General features: G+C 73.9%; 19 protein-coding genes. 6 read left to right on the top strand and 13 right to left on the bottom strand.

Going from position 1 to position 14,475, the window contains the following annotated elements; translation table 11 throughout:
• The first annotated feature begins 3 nt into the window (after positions 1-3).
• A complete protein-coding gene (locus tag ACIBW6_RS28070; protein WP_399064561.1) occupies positions 4-588 on the top strand; it encodes a 2'-5' RNA ligase family protein in 585 nt (194 codons plus the stop codon).
• Here the strand turns inward: ACIBW6_RS28070 and ACIBW6_RS28065 are convergent.
• The 3 genes from ACIBW6_RS28065 to ACIBW6_RS28055 are packed head-to-tail and all read right to left on the bottom strand — an operon-like array spanning position 573 to position 1,808.
• Complete coding sequence (locus ACIBW6_RS28065; RefSeq protein ID WP_399064336.1) at positions 573-767, bottom strand: hypothetical protein; 195 nt, start codon at positions 765-767, stop codon at positions 573-575. The genes ACIBW6_RS28070 and ACIBW6_RS28065 overlap by 16 nt on opposite strands.
• A 4-nt stretch (positions 768-771) precedes the next feature.
• Positions 772-978, bottom strand: a complete 207-nt coding sequence (locus ACIBW6_RS28060; protein ID WP_399064334.1) for a DUF397 domain-containing protein — start codon at positions 976-978, stop codon at positions 772-774.
• A complete protein-coding gene (locus ACIBW6_RS28055) occupies positions 975-1,808 on the bottom strand; it encodes a helix-turn-helix domain-containing protein (protein WP_399064332.1) in 834 nt (277 codons plus the stop codon). Before ACIBW6_RS28055 ends, ACIBW6_RS28060 begins: the two co-directional genes overlap by 4 nt.
• A 317-nt stretch (positions 1,809-2,125) precedes the next feature.
• Here ACIBW6_RS28055 and ACIBW6_RS28050 point away from each other — a divergent pair, with 317 nt between their 5' ends.
• The 3 genes from ACIBW6_RS28050 to ACIBW6_RS28040 are packed head-to-tail and all read left to right on the top strand — an operon-like array spanning position 2,126 to position 3,700.
• On the top strand, positions 2,126-2,608 hold the full coding sequence (locus tag ACIBW6_RS28050; RefSeq protein ID WP_399064330.1) for an ATP-binding protein: 483 nt from the start codon (positions 2,126-2,128) through the stop codon (positions 2,606-2,608).
• A gap of 4 nt (positions 2,609-2,612) precedes the next feature.
• Entirely contained in the window at positions 2,613-3,278 is a 666-nt protein-coding gene (locus ACIBW6_RS28045) for a GntR family transcriptional regulator (RefSeq protein WP_399064328.1), read from the top strand.
• A 14-nt stretch (positions 3,279-3,292) separates the two neighbouring features.
• Positions 3,293-3,700, top strand: a complete 408-nt coding sequence (locus tag ACIBW6_RS28040; RefSeq protein ID WP_399064326.1) for a (2Fe-2S) ferredoxin domain-containing protein — start codon at positions 3,293-3,295, stop codon at positions 3,698-3,700.
• On the opposite strand, the gene pip is transcribed toward ACIBW6_RS28040, so the two are convergent.
• From pip to ACIBW6_RS28015, 5 genes are read right to left on the bottom strand one after another with little or no spacing between them, the layout of a single operon-like run.
• A complete protein-coding gene (pip, locus tag ACIBW6_RS28035; RefSeq protein WP_399064324.1) occupies positions 3,654-4,640 on the bottom strand; it encodes a prolyl aminopeptidase in 987 nt (328 codons plus the stop codon). The genes ACIBW6_RS28040 and pip overlap by 47 nt on opposite strands.
• 17 nt (positions 4,641-4,657) lie before the next feature.
• Positions 4,658-5,890: a nitrate/nitrite transporter gene (locus ACIBW6_RS28030; protein WP_399064322.1), complete on the bottom strand. Its 1,233-nt coding sequence runs from the start codon at positions 5,888-5,890 to the stop codon at positions 4,658-4,660.
• 10 nt (positions 5,891-5,900) lie between these two features.
• Positions 5,901-6,692 (bottom strand): uracil-DNA glycosylase, encoded by a 792-nt coding sequence (locus ACIBW6_RS28025; protein WP_399064321.1) that lies wholly within the window; start codon positions 6,690-6,692, stop codon positions 5,901-5,903.
• A 29-nt stretch (positions 6,693-6,721) separates the two neighbouring features.
• Positions 6,722-8,257 carry a YfcC family protein gene (locus tag ACIBW6_RS28020; protein ID WP_399064319.1) on the bottom strand — a complete coding sequence of 512 codons (1,536 nt, stop codon included), beginning with the start codon at positions 8,255-8,257 and terminating at the stop codon, positions 6,722-6,724.
• Positions 8,254-9,657 carry a M20/M25/M40 family metallo-hydrolase gene (locus ACIBW6_RS28015; RefSeq protein WP_399064317.1) on the bottom strand — a complete coding sequence of 468 codons (1,404 nt, stop codon included), beginning with the start codon at positions 9,655-9,657 and terminating at the stop codon, positions 8,254-8,256. Before ACIBW6_RS28015 ends, ACIBW6_RS28020 begins: the two co-directional genes overlap by 4 nt.
• Before the next feature lie 571 nt (positions 9,658-10,228).
• Between ACIBW6_RS28015 and ACIBW6_RS28010 the strand changes: the two genes are divergently transcribed.
• Positions 10,229-10,678: an RNA-binding S4 domain-containing protein gene (locus tag ACIBW6_RS28010; RefSeq protein ID WP_399064315.1), complete on the top strand. Its 450-nt coding sequence runs from the start codon at positions 10,229-10,231 to the stop codon at positions 10,676-10,678.
• Between the two features lie 70 nt (positions 10,679-10,748).
• On the opposite strand, the gene ACIBW6_RS28005 is transcribed toward ACIBW6_RS28010, so the two are convergent.
• From ACIBW6_RS28005 to ACIBW6_RS27995, 3 genes are all read right to left on the bottom strand, one after another.
• Entirely contained in the window at positions 10,749-11,219 is a 471-nt protein-coding gene (locus ACIBW6_RS28005; protein ID WP_399064313.1) for a DoxX family protein, read from the bottom strand.
• Positions 11,220-11,323: 104 nt separating this feature from the next.
• A complete protein-coding gene (locus ACIBW6_RS28000; protein ID WP_399064311.1) occupies positions 11,324-12,013 on the bottom strand; it encodes a class I SAM-dependent methyltransferase in 690 nt (229 codons plus the stop codon).
• Between the two features lie 47 nt (positions 12,014-12,060).
• Complete coding sequence (locus tag ACIBW6_RS27995; RefSeq protein WP_399064309.1) at positions 12,061-13,044, bottom strand: acyltransferase domain-containing protein; 984 nt, start codon at positions 13,042-13,044, stop codon at positions 12,061-12,063.
• Between the two features lie 63 nt (positions 13,045-13,107).
• On the opposite strand from ACIBW6_RS27995, the gene ACIBW6_RS27990 reads away from it, so the two are divergent.
• Complete coding sequence (locus ACIBW6_RS27990) at positions 13,108-13,380, top strand: DUF6343 family protein (protein WP_399064307.1); 273 nt, start codon at positions 13,108-13,110, stop codon at positions 13,378-13,380.
• A 16-nt stretch (positions 13,381-13,396) separates the two neighbouring features.
• On the opposite strand, the gene ACIBW6_RS27985 is transcribed toward ACIBW6_RS27990, so the two are convergent.
• Together ACIBW6_RS27985 and coaE are read right to left on the bottom strand one after the other, a co-directional pair.
• Positions 13,397-13,759 (bottom strand): tetratricopeptide repeat protein, encoded by a 363-nt coding sequence (locus ACIBW6_RS27985; protein WP_356493405.1) that lies wholly within the window; start codon positions 13,757-13,759, stop codon positions 13,397-13,399.
• 108 nt (positions 13,760-13,867) lie between these two features.
• On the bottom strand, positions 13,868-14,473 hold the full coding sequence (gene coaE, locus ACIBW6_RS27980; RefSeq protein WP_399064305.1) for a dephospho-CoA kinase: 606 nt from the start codon (positions 14,471-14,473) through the stop codon (positions 13,868-13,870).
• Between the last annotated feature and the right edge of the window lie 2 nt (positions 14,474-14,475).

Below are 14,475 nucleotides of genomic sequence, written 5' to 3'. Positions count from 1 at the left end.
ACCGTGCCCACGACGCCCACCACACCCGCCCCGCCCGACACCGCTGCCACGTCCGCCGGTTCCGGGGCCGGGGGCTGGCCGGACGCGCCGGGCGACACCGCCCTGACGATCCACGTCCCCGAGGCGGACGCGCTGGTCCGCACCGGTGCGCGGGCCCACGTGACGGTGCTCTACCCCTTCCTGCCGCTGGCGCGCGTCACCGGGCGCACGGCGGCGGACCTGCGGGCGATCATCGCGGCGGTCCCGGCTTTCACCTGCGCCTTCGCCGAACTGCGCCGCTGGCCGGGCGTCCTGTACCTGCACCCGTCGCCCGCGGACCCGTTCCGCATGCTGACGAAGGCGCTGCGTGAGCGCTGGCCGGAGGCGGTCCCCTACCGGGGCGTCTTCGGCGACGAGGCGCTGGACCCCCACCTGACGCTGGCGGCCGGGGCGGGCACGGACGCCCTCCCCTCCACCGCGTTCACGCGGCACCTCCCCTTGCGGGCGGAGATCCGCTCGGTCCGCCTGATCGCCACGGCGGGCCGGGGCGAGGGCTGGCGGGACGTCACGGAGTACCCCTTGCGGGGCGGCGCTCAGGCCGCGCCCTGACCGGCCTCGCGCAGCTCGTGCTCGACGCTGTCGAGGTCGCGGTGGTGCACGTCGACGCGGCGCCCGTCGACGTCCAGCCATCCGCCGCCGTTGAAGACGCCCCCGTGCCGGGGCGCGAAGCCGCCCTCGCTCCCCCGGTAGTACACGGCGGTGTCGTCGTCCTGGCCGATCCGGTCCATGCGCTCAGCCGCGCCCGGCGAAGCCCACGAATGCCGTCCAGGCCGACGGGGTCACGCCCATGACGGCGCGGGCGGGGTCTTTGGTGTCGCGGACGACGATCTTGGCGGATCCGGCGCCGACCTCGACGCACTCGCCCCCTTCACCGCTGCTGTAGCTGCTCTTGAACCACGCAGGCTCAGCCGCGTCCGGCGCCGACTCTTCGACGTTCATGTGTCTCCCAGCAACCGCTCCACGAGGGTCAGCGTCTCACTCGGCGTGAGCGCCTGAGCCCTGAGGATTCCATACTGCTCCTCGAACTCACGGACCGAACTCCGCTCCGTGAAGAGGCGACTCTCCTTGTGCACCTCTACATAAGCGATCCTGCGCGCCTCTCTCGTCTCGATCAAGGTGAACGGCCCGCTCAAGGCGGCGTGTTCCGCACGATCCACCGGCATCACCTGGATCTCGACGTTACGGCGCTGCCCGCACAGAAGCAGTTGTTCCAGCTGGCCCCGCATGACGCGCTCGCCACCGATGGGACGCCGTATCACGGTCTCCTCGATCACAAAGCTGATGGTGGGCATCGGGGTGCGGGCGAAGATCTCCTGCCGCCGCAACCGGGCGGCGACGCGCTGAGCCACCGTGTCCTCGTCCAACAGGGGCCGCCGCATTCGGAAGACCGACTCGGCGTACTCCTCTGTCTGCAACAGCCCGGGGACAGCGGCGGTCGCGAAGACATGCAACTCGACGGCCTTGGCCTCCAGCTGCGCCGCGCTCCGGAAGAACGCCGGATACTGCGCCCGCTCCACCTCCTCCACCCGCTCCCGCAACACCCCGTGCGCCCCGAGCACCTCGTCGGCCCGCGCGATGAACCGGGCCGGGGGGATGCGCCGCCCCTGCTCGAAGGAGGCGATGGTGGCCGCCGAGTACCCGGTCCGCTCGCCGAGTCCGGCGCGGCTCAGCCCCTTCCACTCGCGGAAGCGCTTCAGCTGCCGTCCGAAGGACACCAGCACCCCGCCGGGGTCCTCACCGCCGCTCACCGCGTCGTCGCCCACGTCCACACCGGCCCCCTTCTCACGGTCGCCCTCCCCGGAACAACTCCCCTCCCCCACGGACCCGTCACGCCCCGGACCGCGTACAACACACCGCCCCTCGCGTACAGAACGTGCCCGTCGGCGGCCCCCAACGCTACGCAGCACGCGCCCCGGGCGCCCCACCTGCCACGGAACCGGCCAAGAGAGGCATATGCCGCAACGTCCCACTCCCGCACGGCCGTTCGGGTGTGCGGTCCGACAGCGTGGCGCCCGCCGCGTACAACCCCCGTCCGTCGCCGCGCAGCCCCTGGCCCGGGGCCCGCCGCCCGCACGAGGCTGCTCGCATGCACCAGTTCGCCATGTACTTCACGTCGACCCCGCGCGGCGCCCGCCTCGCCCGCCGTCTCGTCTCCCACCGCCTGAACGCCTGGGGCCACGCGTACACCGACCCGGTGAACGAGACGCTCACCCTGCTCGCGGCCGAGCTGACCGCGAACGCCGTCCGCCACGGCCACCGCGCGGGCAGCGACTTCCACGTCAGCCTGGTGCGGACCGGCGCGGACACGTTCCGCATCGAGGTCTCCGACACCCGGGACGAGCGGCCACCCGGCGGAGCCCGGCCCCCGGCCGGTCCCGACGACGAGTCGGGCCGCGGCCTGCTGCTCGTGGCCGCCCTCGCGGACGCCTGGGGCTGCGCTCCCCGCGCGGACGGCACCGGCAAGACCGTGTGGGCCACCACGGGCGGCCGGCCGGGCAGCGGCGCCACCGCGCGTCAAGGCCTGGTAAAGGCCCCCGGCCCCGTCCGGGACGCCGATCGGCGAAGATAGCCCCATGACAACGGTCGAACCCCTCGGCGCGGTGCGTGAGCGCGTGCTCGCCACGCTGCGGCAGGACATCATCGGCGGCCGCCTGCGCCCGGGCGACCGGCTGGTCGAGCGGGAGCTCGCGGAGCGGTTCGGGGTGTCGCGGGTGCCGGCGCGGGAGGCGATCCGGGCGCTGCTCGCGGAGGGCTTCGTGACGTTCGAGACCCCGCGCCGGGCGGTCGTACGCACCCTCACCCGTACCGACGTCACCGAACTCTACGAACTGCGCGAGGCCTTGGAGGTCTACGCCGCCGGTCTCGCCGCCGAGCGGGCCGAACCGGGTGACCTGGGCGCGCTCGCGGAGCTGCTGGAGGAGGCGGCGCGGGCCACCCGTGCCGGTGACGACGAGACGATCGCCGACATCAACAGCCTCTTCCACGACCGGCTGCTGGCGACGGCGGGCAACGGGCTGCTGATCGGCGTCATGCAGCCCGTCGACGGCCGGCTGCGCTGGCTGACCCGGCGCAACGAGGCGTGGTCCCAACAGCTGGATGAGCACCGGCAGTTGTACGACGCCGTGGCCGCCGGCGATCCGGAGCGGGCCCGGGCGGTGGCGCTCGGGCACGTGCGGACCAACTACCGTTCCACCGTGCGTCACCTCTTCGGCGACGCCGACACCCCGCCCCCGCAGTAGAGCCCAGGAGCACCGTGCCCACCCTGATAGGCGCCGCCCGCACCCGCCCCTGCACCCTCGTCGTGTGCCGGGGCTGCTGCTGCGGTGACGCCCGCAAGTACCCCGGCTACGACCACGCGTGGCAGCTGGAGCGGCTGCGGGCCGCGGCGGCCGCGTCCGGGGGCCGGTTCGCGGTGCGGGTGAGCGACTGTCTCGGGCCGTGCGACCAGGCGAACGTGGTCGTGGTGCAGCCGTCGGGGCCGGGCCGCGCCCGCGGTGGCCGGGCCGCGTGGATCGGCTGGTCCCTGGGGGACGACGCGACCGAGGAGATCCTGGCGTGGGCCGAGGCGGGCGGCCCGGGGGTGGCTCCGGCCCCGACCGCCCTGGAGCTGCAGTTCATCGAGGCGCAGGGCGAGCGGGTCCGGCGTCGCCGGGGGCGCTGAACCGGTCGAGGGCGGCGACCATCTCGTCCACGACGCCCGGCGCGCCCGCGTTGTGCCCCACGTCGTCGACGAGGACGAGTCCGGCCTCCGGCCAGGCCCCGGCGAGGCGCCAGGGGATGCCGAGCAGGTTGCCGAAGTCCAGCGTGCCCTGGACGAGGACGGTGGGAACGCCCCGGAGCAGGTGCAGGTCGCGCAGGACGGTGCCGGGTCCGCCGAGGAAGTGGTCCTGGCTCCAGTAGTGGGTGACGGTGCGGGCGAAGCCGTAGCGGAAGACGGGGTCCTGGTAGCGGGGCACGGAGCGCGGGGGCTGTGAGGCGATCGCGGTCTCCCAGTCGGTCCAGGCGAGGGCCGCCCTGTCGCGCACCGCGGGGTCCGGGGACTCCAGCAGCCTGTTGTAGGCGGCCGTGAGATCGCCGTCCCGCTCCCCCGGCGGCAGCGCGTCGAGGAAGGCGGCGAACGCCTCGGGGAAGATCTTCCCCAGGCCCCGCGTCATCAGGTCGACCTCCGCGCGACTGCCGGTGGCCAGGCCCGTCAGCACCAGTTCGGTGACGCGGTCGCGGTGCGTCTGGGCGTAGCGCAGGCCGAGCACCGAACCGAAGGAGACGCCCCACACCAGCCAGCGGTCGATGCCGAGGTGGGTGCGGAGCCGCTCCAGGTCGGCGATGAGGTGCGGCAGCGTGTTGCCGCTCATGTCGGTGCCGTACGCGGCCGACGACGGCGTGGAGCGGCCCGCGCCGCGCTGGTCGAGCAGGACGATCCGGTAGCGCTCGGGGTCGAAGAGGCGCCGCATGAAGGGCGAGGCGCCGGAGCCGGGCCCGCCGTGCAGGACGACGGCGGGCTTGCCGTCCGGGTTGCCGCAGGTCTCCCAGTGGATGCGGTGGCCGTCGGCGACATCCAGGTGGCCGTGGTCGTACGGTTCGATCTCCGGATACAGGGGCATCCGGCGACCCTACGGGGCTACTCCGCCCGGGCGCTGCGCATCCGTCCGTAGGCGTAGACGCAGCCGGCGAGCGCGAGGTCGGACAGGAGCATGAAGCCGATGGAGTACGAGCCCTTGGCGCTGTAGATCGCGCCCATGACCAGCGGCGGGACGAAGCCGCCGAGGCCGCCCATCGCGCCGACGATGCCGGTCACCGAGCCGACCTGGGGCTGCGGGGTGACCTGGGAGACGAGGGCGAAGACGCTGCCGCTCGCGGTGCCGAGGCCGGCCGCCATCAGCAGGAAGCAGATCGTGCCCATCGGGTTCAGGGTGGGGTCGAAGGCCTGGAGGATGGCGAAGACGGCGACGAGGGCGAGCGCGCACGCGGTGACGGTGGCCGGGTGGACGCGGTCGGAGAGCCAGCCGCCGACGGGCCGGAAGACCACGGTGACGAGCGCGAAGCCGGCCGCCTTGGTGCCCGCGTCGGTGGGGCTCAGCTCGTACCAGGTCTTCAGGTAGGTGGGCAGGTAGACGCCGAAGGCGACGATGCCGCCGAAGCCGATCGCGTAGAGCGCCGACAGCTCCCAGGTGACGCGGAGCTTGCCGGCCGCGCCGAGCCGGGTGCCGAGGGACGTCGTGGGGATCGTGCGGTCCGGGTGGTCGGTGATGAGGACCGCCGCGATCACCGCGTAGACGGCGAGGGCGATGGCGACGACGAGGAACGGCAGGTTCTCGCCGTGCTTGGCCATGCGCGGCGTGAAGTAGCCGGAGAGGGCGACGCCGCCCATGCCCATGCCGAAGATGCCGAGCGCCAGGCCCCGGTGCGCGGGCGGGAACCAGGAGTTCACCAGCGGGATGCCGATGGCGAAGGTGGTGCCGCCGAGGCCGAGCAGGAAGGCGACGGCGATCATCGCGCCGAAGTTGTGCCGGGCCGGAATCACCAGCAGCACCGGGACGATGGTGAGCGCCGAGATCAGCGGGAACAGCAGCCGGGCGCCGTAGCGGTCGGTGAGCGCGCCGACCGGGATGCGGCCGAGCGAGCCGACGAGGACGGGGACCGCGACGAGGAACGACTGGGCGAACGAGCTGAGCTTCAGGTCCGAGCCGAAGACCCCCGCGAGGGGCGCGATCAGGTTCCAGGCCCAGAAGGTCAGCGCGAAGCCGATCGTGGCCACGATGAGGTTGCGGTAGGCCGCCGCCGGGGGGTGGCCGCCCGTCTGCGGGGCCGGGGCCGGTGTGGAGGGCGTCTTCGGCGCAGAAGGTGTCGTCACCCTTTTCAGGCTAGGAAGGCGGAGGGGGTGGTTCCAGATCTGTTGCTCCGAACGGTGACACATCAAGGCCGGCTGCAAGTGCGGCGGTGCGCAGGACGCCGCGGAGCATGGCGGGGGTGAGGCGGCCGGTGAAGGTGTTGCGCTGGCTGACGTGGTAGCAGCCGAAGAGCGCGAGGCCGCCGAGGTCGACGCGGGCGCCGTGCGCGAAGGCGGGCCGCGGGCGCGGTACGGTCCAGCCGGCCGCGGTGAACGCGGGCAGCGCGGCCTGCCAGCCGAACCCGCCGAGCACGATGACGGCGCGCAGGGTGGGGCGCAGCAGTTCCAGTTCCCGTACCAGCCAGGGGCGGCAGGTGTCGCGCTCGGTCGTCGTCGGCTTGTTCTCGGGCGGCGCGCAGTGCACCGGCGAGGTGATGCGCACCCCGTGCAGGGTGAGGCCGTCGTCGAGGGAGACCGCGTCGGGACGGGACGCGAGCCCGACGTCGTACATCGCCCGGTACAGCACCTCGCCGGAGCGGTCGCCCGTGAACATCCGGCCGGTGCGGTTGCCGCCGTGCGCGGCGGGCGCGAGGCCCACGACGAGCAGGGACGCGTCGTGCGGGCCGAAGCCGGGCACGGGCCTGCCCCAGTAGGGCTCGTCGGCGAAGGCCGCCCGCTTGGTGCGCGCGACCTCCTCGCGCCAGGCGACGAGGCGCGGGCAGGCCCGGCAGTGCGTGACCCGCTCGTCGAGCGCGCCGAGCGCGTCCGGTGCGTGGAGGGGGCCGGGTCGGCCGGGTCCGTCGGGTCGCTCGGGTCCTTCGTGCATCCTCCCGACCCTACGGCTCCGGCCGCGGCTCACGTGAACGCGGCGCCCAGCGCGACGAACCCGCAGATGAGGAGGAACAGCAGGGCGAGCAGCGGCCACACGAACCGCAGGTACCGGTCGTAGCCGACCTTGGCGAGGGCGACGCCGCCGATGGTGACGGCGGTCGTCGGCACCCACAGGTTCATCCAGCCGCTGGCCGCCTGCCACGCGGTGACGACGACGGCGCGCGAGACGCCCGCGAAGTCGGCGAGCGGCGCGAGGATCGGCATGGCGAGGGTGGCGTGCCCGGAGGTGGACGGGATGAGGAAGGCCAGCGGCAGGTTCACGGCGAAGACGATGATGGCGAAGATGCCGGACGAGGTGCCTTTGACGACGCCTTCGATGGCGTGCAGCACCGTGTCGGTGATCTTCGAGTTGTTCATGATCACGGTGACGCCGCGGGCCAGCAGGATGACGAGCGCCGGGGAGACGAAGTCGGCGGCGCCCTGGATGATCGTCGCGCTGAGCTTCTGCTCCCCCATCCGCGCGACGAGGCCGACGAGCACCGCCGCGCACAGGAAGAGCGCCGCCAGCTGCGGGAAGGACCACCCGAGCTCGAAGCCGTAGGGAGTCGCGTCGGCCTTGCCGGTCAGCGCGCTCGCCCACGGCACCACCGAGAAGATCATGAAGGCGAAGACGAGTGCGGTGACGACGAGGACGGCCTTGTGCAGCCCGGTCAGCTCGGGGACCTCGGCCGCGTCCGCCGACGCCTTGTCCTGGTCCCTGTCGCCCGGCAGGAACCCGGAGAGCGAGCGGTCGGGGTTCTTCTGGACGCGCTTGGCGTAGCGGATGACATAGCCGACCGTGACCGCGGTCAGCACGATCCACATCACGAACCGCAGGGCGATGCCGTCGCCGAGGGAGATGTCCGCGGCGGACGAGGCGACGCCGGTGGCGAACGGGTTGACCGTCGAGCAGAGCACGCCGACCCCCGCGCCCAGGATGATCGCGCCGACGGCCGTCATCCGGTCGTAGCCGAGCGCGAGCATCAGCGGCACGATCAGGCCGTAGAACCCGAGGGTCTCCTCCGCGAACCCCTCGACGGTGCCGAGGACGGAGAAGACCACCATGACCCCGGCGATGAGCAGGGCGCCGCGCTCGCGCAGCCGGTGGGCGAGGCGGCCGATGCCGCGGTCCAGGGCGCCGGTGGCGAAGACGACGGTGATGAAGGCGCCGATGGCGAGCACGAAGAGGAAGACGCCCGCGCTGCCGTACAGGTCACCGGAGTTGTCCGGGGCGACCAGGGAGGTCTTGGGGTCCTGGATGCCGTAGAGGCCGTTGACCGGGGAGAGGAACAGGTCGTCGAGGTGGTCCACGAAGGACTGGCCCGAGCCGACGCGGTGGTACGTGCCCTCGACCGGGGCCCCGTCCTCGCCCCGGTCGTACTGGCCCGAGGGGATGAGGAAGGCGAGCAGCCAGACCGCGACGGTGACGACGGCGAGGACGGTCAGGGCGCTGGGGAAGACGAACTTCTTCTTCCGCGGCGGCTCGTGCTGCCGCTCCGGGGCGTCCGTCGCCGTGCTCATGACGCCTGCCCGGCGCCGGAGCCGGCCGCGTACGCGCGGACGAACGCGCACATCGCGACGACGGTGGCGCGCAGTTCGGAGAGGAGGACGCGTTCGTTCGGGGCGTGCAGGTTGCACATGCTGTCCTGCGCGCCGAAGAGGAGGACCTCGGCGTCGGGCGCGGCCTGGGCGAGACCGTTGACCAGCGGGATGGAGCCGCCGGTCGCGACGTACGAGGCCTCGGTGCCCCAGGCCTCGCGGAGCGCGGCGCGGGCGGCGCGGTAGGCGGGGCCGCCGGTCGCCGCCTCGTAGCCGGGTCCCGTGTCGCCGGGCGTCACCGTGAGCGGGACGCCGAACGGGCGGAGCGACGCGAGGTGGCCGACGAGTGCGGCCTGCGCCTCGTGCGGGTCCTGGCGGGGGTGGAAGCGCAGGTTCAGTTTGGCGCGGGCGTAGGGGACGACGGCCGACGCGGCGTGCTCGACGGTGGGTGCGTCGAGGCCGATGACGGTGATCGCGGGGCCGCTCCACAGCCGTTCGCCGAGGGTGCCGCTGCCGAGGAGCGGGAGGCCCTCCCCGACGCCGGCGAGGTCGCGGAACTCGTCCTCGGTGAAGCTCGTGCCGGTCCACTCCTCGCGGCGCAGCCCCGCCACGGCGACGTCGCCGTGCACGTCGTGCAGGGTGGACAGCGCCTTGACCAGGACGAGCAGCGCGTCGGGGGCGGCGCCGCCGAACTCGCCGCTGTGGCGGGGCTCGTGCAGCGTGCGGACCTCGACGACGACCTCGGCGGCGCCGCGCAGCCCGGTGGTGAGCGTCGGGGTGCCGGGGCGCAGGTTGCCCAGGTCGGCGATGACCATGGCGTCGCAGGCGAACCGCTCGGGGTCGGTCGGCGGATACGTGTCGAAGGCGCTGCCGTACTCCTCCTGACCCTCGAAGACGATCTTCACGCCGACGGGCGGGCGTCCCTGGAAGGCGCGGAGCATGCCCAGGTGCGCGATGACGTTCGCCTTGTCGTCGGCGATGCCGCGGGCGCGCAGCCCGCTCTCCCCGCCCTCCGTGACCGGCGTCGGCTCGAACGGCGGCGAGCGCCACAGGCTCTCGTCGCCGGCGGGCTGCACGTCGTAGTGGGAGTAGAGCAGCACGGTCGGGGCGTCCGGGGTCGGCGGCGGGATCTCACCGAAGATCACCGGCGCCGTGTCGGGCAGGTCGATGCGCTCCACGTGCTCCACGCCCGCGTCGTGGAGCAGCTCGACGAGCAGGTCGTGGGCGCGGAGCACCGGCTCGGCCGGGAAGCCCGGGAAGGCGACCGAGGGGATGGCGGCGAGCCGCTCCAGGTCGGCGCGGAGGCCGGGCATGAGGCGGTCGGCCTCGGTGTGCGGGTCGCCTCCGGCGGGGGGCTCGTTCCGGTCTCTGTCCGGCTCCATCGCGGCCATGGCGGGGCGTCCCTCGCTGTCGGGTACGGGTGGTTCGACCGGATTATCCGTGTTGCGGGTGAGCGATGGGGTGGGGCTCGCCGGGGGCGGGTGGTGCCGTGCCCCTGGATGTGGCATCCCGGCTGCCGCCCGGTGGGGGCTGGTCGCGCAGTTCCCCGCGCCCCTCACGGGCCGCTGCCCGGCTGTCGTCCGGTGGGGGCTGAGCGCGCAGTTCCCCGCGCCCCTGAAGGCGTGCGGCTTCGCCGCCGCCTCCAGAAGCCCGATGAGATGGCGCACGCAGTGCGCATCTCAGGGGCGCGGGGAACGGCGCGACCAGCCCCCACCGGATGTGCAGACAAACAGGAGCGCACGCAGTGCGCCTTTAAGGGGCGCGGGGAACGGCGCGACCAGCCCCCACCGGGCCCGCGGTCGAAAACGGGCGCGCACGCAGTGCGCCTTTTCGGGGGCGCGGGGAACTGCGCGACCAGCCCCCACGGCGGGACAGCCGAACCGCACCCCGCACCGCACCCCGCGCAGCGATACGCCCTGGCCCGCGTTCGACCCCACGCTCTAAGGTCGACACATGGCAGCGGAGACATCAGGCGCACCGAGCACCCCGCCGGGCGGCGAAAGCGTACGGGTGGACAGCTGGATCTGGGCGGTACGCCTGGTCAAGACCCGCTCGGCGGGCGCGGCGGCCTGCAAGGGCGGCCATGTGAAGGTCAACGGGGCCGGCGTGAAACCGGCGTACGCGCTGCGCGTCGGGGACGAGGTGCAGCTGCGTCAGCCCGGCGGGCGCGAGCGGCTCGTCGTGGTCAAGCGGCTGATCCGCAAGCGGGTCGGACCCCCCGTCGCGGCCGAGACGTACGTGGACAACTCACCGCCGCCCCCGCCGCGCGCCGCGATCGCCCCGGCCGGGGTCCGCGACCGCGGCACCGGCCGCCCGACGAAACGGGACCGGCGCGAACTGGAACGCCTGCGGGGCGTCTTCGGGCAGGGCCCGGGGCAGGAACAGGAGCCGGGCCGGCACTGACAGGACACCGCTGAGCCGAGGCTCACCCCGGGTGAGCCTCAGCCGGGCGGAGGCGGGGGGCGGGGCACCGTCAGGCGGCGGGCCGCCTGCGCAGCAGGGAGACCAGGTCCCGGTTGCGGTTCCGGTGGGCCCGGGCCAGGACGGCGAGCGGGACCAGCAGAATCAACGGCGTCGCCGCGTTCTCCCCGTCGAAGACGACGATCTGCATGGCGCACGCGCCGACCATGAGCGCGCCGAGCCCGATGGGTGCCAGGCCGGCGAGGAGAGGCACCACCAGGCCGACGGCGCCCGCGACTTCGAGCGCCCCGATCGCGTACATGCCCGGCGCACCCCACCCGATGGAGTCGAACGCCTCCACCGCGGCCGGAGCGGCGAAGAGCTTGGGCAGCCCGCTCGCGAGCCCGAAGAACGCGGCGAGCAGGATCGCGGTCGTGCGCAGCGCGATCCGGGCGCGCCGGGAACGGGCGGGGACGGCAGCGGCGGTGCCGGTGGTGGCGGCGGTGGTGGCGGCGGTGCCGGTGGTGGCGGCGAGGTGCGTCATGGCGGTCTCCTGAGCGGTGGGAGCGAGCGGTCGGTCACTGTCACCGGATAAGACCGCCCCCACCGCCGGAACTCATCGCGCTTCCGGGTCCGCCCTCCCACCGCTCAGGCGGGGACCGCCCGCACCCAGCTGCTGTCCTCCGTCAGGTACCGGTCGACCTTCAACCCGGCCGCCGCGAGGCCCTGTTCGAACACCTCCACCGTCATCGGGCGGACCGTGTACGTCTGGGTCCACACGGCGTCCGGAAAGTCGTACTCGACCTTCACCGAGCGCACCCCGTCCCCGACCGGCTCCGAGGAGAGCTTGCGGATGACGGCTCCGTCCGGCAGGACGTGCTCGCGCGGCAGGCCGGTGTGGACGCCGTCCCGCTCCCGCTCGATCAACACGCAGCCGTCGTCGGCGACATGGCGCCGGCACGTGTCGAGCAGGGCGCGCCCCAGCCCCGCCTCCCCGGCGTTGACCAGGATCGACCCGAGCGTCACCACGTCGAACTTCTCACCGAGGTCGAGCCCCTCGATGGTGCTCGCCACGGTGCGCGCGCCCCGCACCCGCTCCAGCATCTCCACGGACTCGTCCACCGCCGTGACGCGAAAGCCGCGCTCCACCAGAGCATGTGTCACCCGGCCCACCCCGCAGCCGAGTTCGAGCACGGAGGCACCGGCGGGCACGGCGCCCGCGATGATCTCCGGCTCGCGCTCGACGGGCAGTCTCGAGTACAGCTCCACGGCACAGCCGTCAGGCGTGATCGCCCCGGGCCCGGTCCCCTCGTGTCCCGTACGCATCTCAAGGCTCATGCCCAGGGAACGTGCGGCCCCACCGTTCCGTTCCCCGGGGCCCGGCCTCACATCCGGAACCAGCCGTCCCGCACGTACCAGTGCCCGCCCGCGTCCAAGTGGTCCAGGACGGCGCGCTGCACGCCCGTCCGGCGCGGCAGCTGCTCGCGGGGCGTCTCGGTGCCGCCGAAGACGAACACGAGCGGCATGTCGTCCTGCGGCCCCTCGTCCGCGTCCGCGAGGACGAAGCGGTCCTGGAAGCGGACGATGTTGGAGCCGGCCGGCAGGTACTGCTTCAACTGCGGGTCGAGCAGCCAGGACTGGCACACCGCGACCCCGGCCGCCTCCGCCGGGAAGTGCCGCGCGAAGAACGTCCGCGCCCGCGCGAGCGAGTCGTCGCACGCCTCTGCCGACAGGGGGCCGTGGAAGTCGGGGATGTGCACGCCGAGCACCGCCTCGCCGGGGGCGGTCGCGGCGCCCGCCGCCGCCAGCCGCCGCGCGGTCCCCCGCCCGAGCCGGTACCGCTCGAACTGCAGCCGGCCCAGCTGGAACAGCTCGCCGCGGAAGTGCCGGGTCGGCCACCACGGCACGAGCAGCCCGGTCGTGCCGAAGCGCCTGCGGTGCACGGCGAGGTTGCGGCCGAGGTCGGCGAGGGTGCGCCGCGCGACGTCGTCGGGGATGCCGTGGGCGCGGTGGTGGGCCCGGGTGTGCGGCAGCGCGGCGACGAACACGAACACGGCGAAGCAGCGGCCCAGCGCCCCGGTCGCCGCCGGGAACTCGGGCAGGCCGGTGCCGTGCCCGGGCTCCCCCAGACGCCACAGCAGGCCGCTGACCGCCCGCTCCAGCAGCGCCGGCAGCCCGGGCGCGGCCAGCAGCTCGTCGCGCAGCCGCACCAGCGCGTTGACGTCCTCGTGCGGCACGGCGAGGTCGAGCAGGACGTCGGGCAGGTCGACCGCGTCGGGCAGCTCCACGGAGAGCCGGGGTATCGCCGGGTTCTCCAGCGCCGCCAGCCAGTCGGCGCACGCCGCGTCGGCCCTCAGTACGTCCAGCACTCCCGCTCCTTCGCTCGTGGCACCCTGGAGGGGGAGCCTCTTCGTCCTGAGGGGATGGTGACCATGCATCTGGCGCATCCGGTACGGACCGGTGACGAGCCGGTCACCGCACGCAGTCCCCTGCGGTTGCGGCTGGGCCTGGCCCTGTTCGGCCTCGTCTGGGCGGTCTTCGGGACCGTCGCCTTCCTGCTGGCGCACCGCCCGTGGTGGGCGCTGGCCTGTGGGGTGCTGTGGCTGGTCACGACGGTCGACGTCGCCGTGATCGCGCGCCACCTCCGTCAGGGGCCGCACTACCAGCCCGGCCGCGACGTCCCACCGTACCGAAGGGTGCCCTGACCGTCGCGGGGCAGGGTCAGTCGTCGAAGCGCGCCGCCGCCAGGTACTCCGGCTGCGGGTCGAGCGCCGCGGCGAGCCGGAAGTGGCGGCGGGCCTGCTGCGGGCGCGACCACCGCTCGTAGGTCCGCGCGAGGGCGAAGTGCGCGAACGCGTTGTCCGGCTCGCGCTCCAGGACGATGGAGAACTCCAGCTCCGCCGCGCGCAGTTGGGCCGCGGCGAAGAAGGCGCGGGCCCTGAGCAGCCGCGCCGCCGTGTTCTCGGGGTGGGCCGCGATGACGTCGTCCAGCAGCTTCACCGCGCCGCGCGGGTCCCGCGCCGCGAGCAGCTGCTCGGCCGCGCGGTAGTCGATGACGTGCGTCTCCGGGGTGGCGTCGGGCACGGTGAACTCCCTTCGGGTGCCGGCCGGTCGCTCAGGTCAACGCCGGGGACCGGGAGGGCTATTCCTGCCCGCGGCCCGCGCGCGGAACACCCGCGCCGCCGACGCGGATCAGGCCGGGGCGCCCGCCCGGCGGACCAGGTCGGCCCAGAGCGCGTCGACCTGTTCCGTGAGCCGCTCCAGCGGCACGTCGTTGTCGATCACGACGTCGGCGATCGCGCGGCGCTCGTCCCGGGTGGCCTGGGCGGCCATCCGGGCCCGCGCGTCCTCCTCGCTCATGCCGCGCGTGCGGATCAGCCGGTCGAGCTGGGTGCCGGGACTGGTGTCGACGACGACCACCAGGTCGTACAGGGGAGCGAGCCCGTTCTCGGTGAGCAGCGGTACGTCGTGGACGACGACGGAGCCGGGCCCCGCGGTGGCCTCCAGCTCGGCGGAGCGGGCCCCGACCAGGGGGTGCACGATGGCGTTCAGCCGGGCCAGTTCGTCGGCGTCGGAGAAGACGATCGAGCCGAGCCGCGGCCGGTCGAGCGTGCCCTGCGGGGTGAGGACGGAGCGGCCGAACGCGTCGACGACGGCGGCCAGCCCCGGCGTGCCGGGTTCGACCACCTCGCGCGCGATCCGGTCGGCGTCGATCAGGACCGCCCCGCGCTCCACGAGCAGCCGGGACACCTCGCTCTTTCCGGCGCCGATTCCGCCGGTCAACCCCACCTTCAGCATGA

The organism is Streptomyces sp. NPDC049813 (assembly GCF_044465085.1).
GTDB lineage: Bacteria > Actinomycetota > Actinomycetes > Streptomycetales > Streptomycetaceae > Streptomyces.
This window is presented reverse-complemented; position numbering and strand designations above follow the sequence as displayed.